The organism is uncultured Thiodictyon sp. (assembly GCF_903828115.1).
Classification (GTDB): domain Bacteria; phylum Pseudomonadota; class Gammaproteobacteria; order Chromatiales; family Chromatiaceae; genus Thiodictyon.
Genome location: NZ_CAIKKU010000109.1, coordinates 1 through 3,705, shown reverse-complemented (window position 1 = coordinate 3,705; position 3,705 = coordinate 1). Strand labels below are relative to the sequence as shown.

Annotated in this window: 3 protein-coding genes; 2 read left to right on the top strand and 1 reads right to left on the bottom strand. The window is 66.7% G+C overall.

All coding sequences use genetic code 11. From position 1 onward, the window contains the following. Nucleotides 1-138: 138 nt before the first annotated feature. Together QZY48_RS04015 and QZY48_RS04010 are read left to right on the top strand one after the other, a co-directional pair. Entirely contained in the window at nucleotides 139-1,275 is a 1,137-nt protein-coding gene (locus QZY48_RS04015; protein WP_295428035.1) for a hypothetical protein, read from the top strand. Nucleotides 1,276-1,468: 193 nt separating this feature from the next. Beyond that, nucleotides 1,469-2,719 (top strand): GGDEF domain-containing protein, encoded by a 1,251-nt coding sequence (locus tag QZY48_RS04010; RefSeq protein ID WP_295428033.1) that lies wholly within the window; start codon nucleotides 1,469-1,471, stop codon nucleotides 2,717-2,719. A gap of 80 nt (nucleotides 2,720-2,799) precedes the next feature. On the opposite strand, the gene QZY48_RS04005 is transcribed toward QZY48_RS04010, so the two are convergent. Then, nucleotides 2,800-3,573, bottom strand: a complete 774-nt coding sequence (locus QZY48_RS04005) for a type III pantothenate kinase (protein WP_295428031.1) — start codon at nucleotides 3,571-3,573, stop codon at nucleotides 2,800-2,802. Between the last annotated feature and the right edge of the window lie 132 nt (nucleotides 3,574-3,705).

The window sequence follows — 3,705 nt, the reverse complement described above, 5'->3', positions numbered from 1 at the left end:
GGCTGGGCATGAGCTAGTGTCGCACCGTCATCGTACCCACCCGAGCACAGAACCGACAGCCGGGCCTTCTCGGCAACACGCTTCTTGCATGGGCTTTTCGGCCCTTTTTTGCGTCAGATTGAACATCCTACCCAGAGGGTGCCGACGGTCGAGCATCTGAGGACGCCTGAGGTTCAGGCGGCCATCGTCGCGGCGGTGGAGGAGAGCCGTACCCCGGCGCAGTTGGAGTTGAAGGGGCTGGCCGAGGAGCCGGACATTGCCGCCGTGGTCGCCAAGACCGTCGACTTGGTCGCCCGTCAGACGATCGCGATGCCGCGTATCCTGGTGGTTCCCAAGGGCGAGGTGCGCTCCGGCTTCAACCCCTTCACGCTGGATCTAACGACGCTACAGTACGCCCCCGTGTCTGAGGACCTGTGGGTACAACACCTGCGCACGGGGCAGTTGGATGTAGTGGCAGTGGGGGGCGGCGGACTGCAGGAGACGCGGCTGGAAGACTATGTGGTCAGCGGTCTCATCGACTTCGATGATATTTCCTACGACGACCAGGCGGACCTGCTCTATGACCTGGCCGGGCAGACGGTCCGGCACTTCCTGGGCTATCTGTCGGAGGACGACGCTTGCCGGGTACTGCGCTGCTATCAGCAGCCCATCGCCGCCTTCATACATGCCCAGATGCAGAGGCACTGGTTCGAGGAGGCCGCGGGTTACGAGGTGAAGATCAGCAAGGGCTTCACGGAACTCAAACCCAGCGCCTACAGCTATGCGGTAGCGGAGCCGCCCGCGGACTACCGGATAGCCCCGCGGGACAAGAGCAACATGGGCCGGTACCTGTTCGGCGGCTTCCAGCGGTGCCTTTACCCGGTGCAGAAGTTCGAGTCCGACGCCGAGCGCAAACTCGCGGTGATCCTGGAGCGAGAGGCCCGAAAATGGTTCAGGCCAGCCAAAGGTCAGTTCCAGATTTACTACCGTGATGGGGCGAATCATCGCGAGTACCAGCCGGACTTCGTGGCCGAGACGGACACGACGATCTACATGCTCGAACCGAAGATGCGCAAGGAACTGGAGGACCCGGTGGTGCTGGCCAAGAAAGATGTCGCCGTCAGTTGGTGCGCCAACGCCTCCGTCCACGCACTCGCCCACGGGGGCAAGCCCTGGCGGTATCTGCTGATTCCCCACGACGCCATCGCGGAGAATATGACGCTGAGCGGCCTCGCCGGCCAGTTCGGGGACCAGGCCGTGGGAGCGGCGTGCAGCCGCGAGGCGACGCCGCGGTAACCTGTAACGCTGCGGCAGCTTGCCGGGCCCCGTCTCGCGCAAGCCGCTCCCACAGGGTTGCTGCGCGACTTTCACCGGGTGTCTCAGGCGACAATCGGCGGTAAAGTGACGACTACAGGCGGTCGGGCGACCATAGTCGACCCCGGCAACTGCGATTGGACAGGACCCGTCACCTGGGCCCCACTGAGGCGTCATGTACCCCTTCTCATTGATCGATCCGCCGACCCTGCTCCTGGTCTCCATCATGGTCTTCGCCCTCACCGGGGTCTTCATGGCCATCGCGGCACGCATTCGCCAGGAGCGCGCCTACACCTGGCTGGCCTTGGGCGCCCTGGCCTTTGCCGCCGGCTGGGCGCTCAACCTGTCGCAATGGGTCTACGGCCTCACCCTGCTGACCATCCCGGCGGCGGAGATCCTGCTGCTGGTCTTTCCCATCTTCCTGCTGTGCGCGACGCTCGACTTTCTGCGCCGACCCGGGATTGCGCTGACACTCGGCGCCGCGGTCCTGACCTTGGCCTTCGTGTTCTGGGTCCTGGTGGTGTTCGTCAACAACGAAACGGTCCCGGGCGCCATGACCTCCAGCCTCAACGGTGCACTCTACCTGCTGATCGCCCGGCTCTTTTACGCCCATGCCTACCCGCACAACCTGATCGGGGGGATCATCATCGGCGCTATCGTCATCATCGGTACCGCCTTCATTCTGCGCACCGTGTTCCTGATGTACGGGTTGGTGTTCACCGATACCCTGGGTCCGGAGCTGCGCAAACAGGTCCTCTACACCATGCTGCTGATCGACCTGATGGGGATCTTCATGCTCGCGCTGTGCTTCCCGCTGTTCGATTTTCTGCGCGCGGAGACCAATCTGCACGCGGCCAACACCATCCTGACGCACCTCTCGGAACGCGACCCCCTGACCGGCATCTACAACCGCCGGGTCTTTCTCGCCCGGCTGGACGCGGAACTGCTGCGGCATCGCCAGTCGGCGATCCCGCTGTCGCTCATCCTGTTCGACATCGATCACTTCAAACTGGTGAACGACACCCATGGCCACGGGATCGGCGATCAGGTGCTCCAGCATGTGGTCGCGACGACCCACCAGCGCCTGCGCGGCAAGGACCTGCTCGCGCGTTTCGGCGGGGAGGAGTTCATGGTGCTGCTGCCCGAGACGCCGCTCGCCGCGGCAACCCGGGTCGCGGAACGGATGCGCACCGGCCTGGAGGAGAGCCCCGCCCTGTTCCGACCCGTCCCGCCGCTGCGGATCACCTGCTCCTTCGGCGTGAGCTGTGCCGACGACCTCACGCAGAGCGCGCAGGAGCTGCTCGGCGCGGTCGATGCGGCCATGTACGCCGCCAAGCATCAGGGCCGCAACCGTGTCTGCACCTGCCGTGCGCGCGACGCCGAACAGGGCCAGTGCCTGCCGGGGGACGCGCAGGCCGAGGCCTGAAAGGGACCGCGGTGACCGGCCGCGCGGACCCGGCAACCGCTCGCGGCGACCCGGCGTAGGGGCGGGTTTGAAACCCGCCCCTACGGGGTCAGCGGCGGGGTCGAGGCCAGGCGGGCCAGTCCGCACAGGACGAGCTCCGGGACCAGTTCCAGGGGCCGGGCGATCAGGGGAGCGATGCGGGGCCCATCGCCCCCGGTGATCAGCAAGGCCGGGGGTGGCGCCGACCCCACCCCGACGGACCCCGACAGCCGGTCCCAGAGGCGCTGGTGAAGGCGTTCGGCCAGGGCCGCCAGGGCGTGCAGGCTGCCGGTGGCGACGGCCGCGCCGGTGTCCGTGGCCCAGGGCTCATCGGCGGACTCCGGCTCGCCCGAGGGAATATGGGTACCGGCGAACAGGCTGTCGCGCATCATGGTCAGGCCGGGCAGGATCAGGCCGCCCAGGTGCCGGCCAGCGGGGGCCAGGACGTCGAAGGTGGCCGCGGTGCCGACATCCACGACGAGCGCCGCCGCCGCGCCGCGCCCCAGTGCGCCGAGCAGGGCCAGCCAGCGGTCGACGCCCAGGCGGGTCGGCTGTGCATAGGCGACCCGCAGCCCCAGGCAGTCCCGGCGGGTCACGGCGAACTGCGCCTCCAGTCCCCAATAGGCGCCCACCGCCCGGGCGACGGTCTGACCCAGGTCCGCCCCGCCGACATTGCCGACCAGCACCCGCCGCGGCGGGTCCAGCGCCTCCCAGGCGGCGAGCAGATCGAGCGGCAGGCCCTGACCGTGGCGGACCCCGGTCATCGGACCGAGACCCGCGGCGTCCTGCTGCGCCCAATGCAGGTTGGTGTTGCCGATGTCGATCAGCAGATTCATGGGCGTCCTGGTACAAAGTAACGAGTCAAGAACAAGTTAAACACCAACACAATCGTTGTCGTTGTCGCTGTCGCCGTCGTTGTCGTTGTCGTTGTCGTTGTCGTAATCGCAGAAGCGATGCAATTCGAGGTG

What these genes read in the sequence shown, in the direction of transcription:
- QZY48_RS04010 (WP_295428033.1), top strand. Translation starts at nt 1,469, where the DNA reads ATGTACCCCTTCTCATTGATCGATCCGCCGACCCTGCTCCTGGTCTCC.
- QZY48_RS04005 (WP_295428031.1), bottom strand. Translation starts at nt 3,573, where the DNA reads ATGAATCTGCTGATCGACATCGGCAACACCAACCTGCATTGGGCGCAG.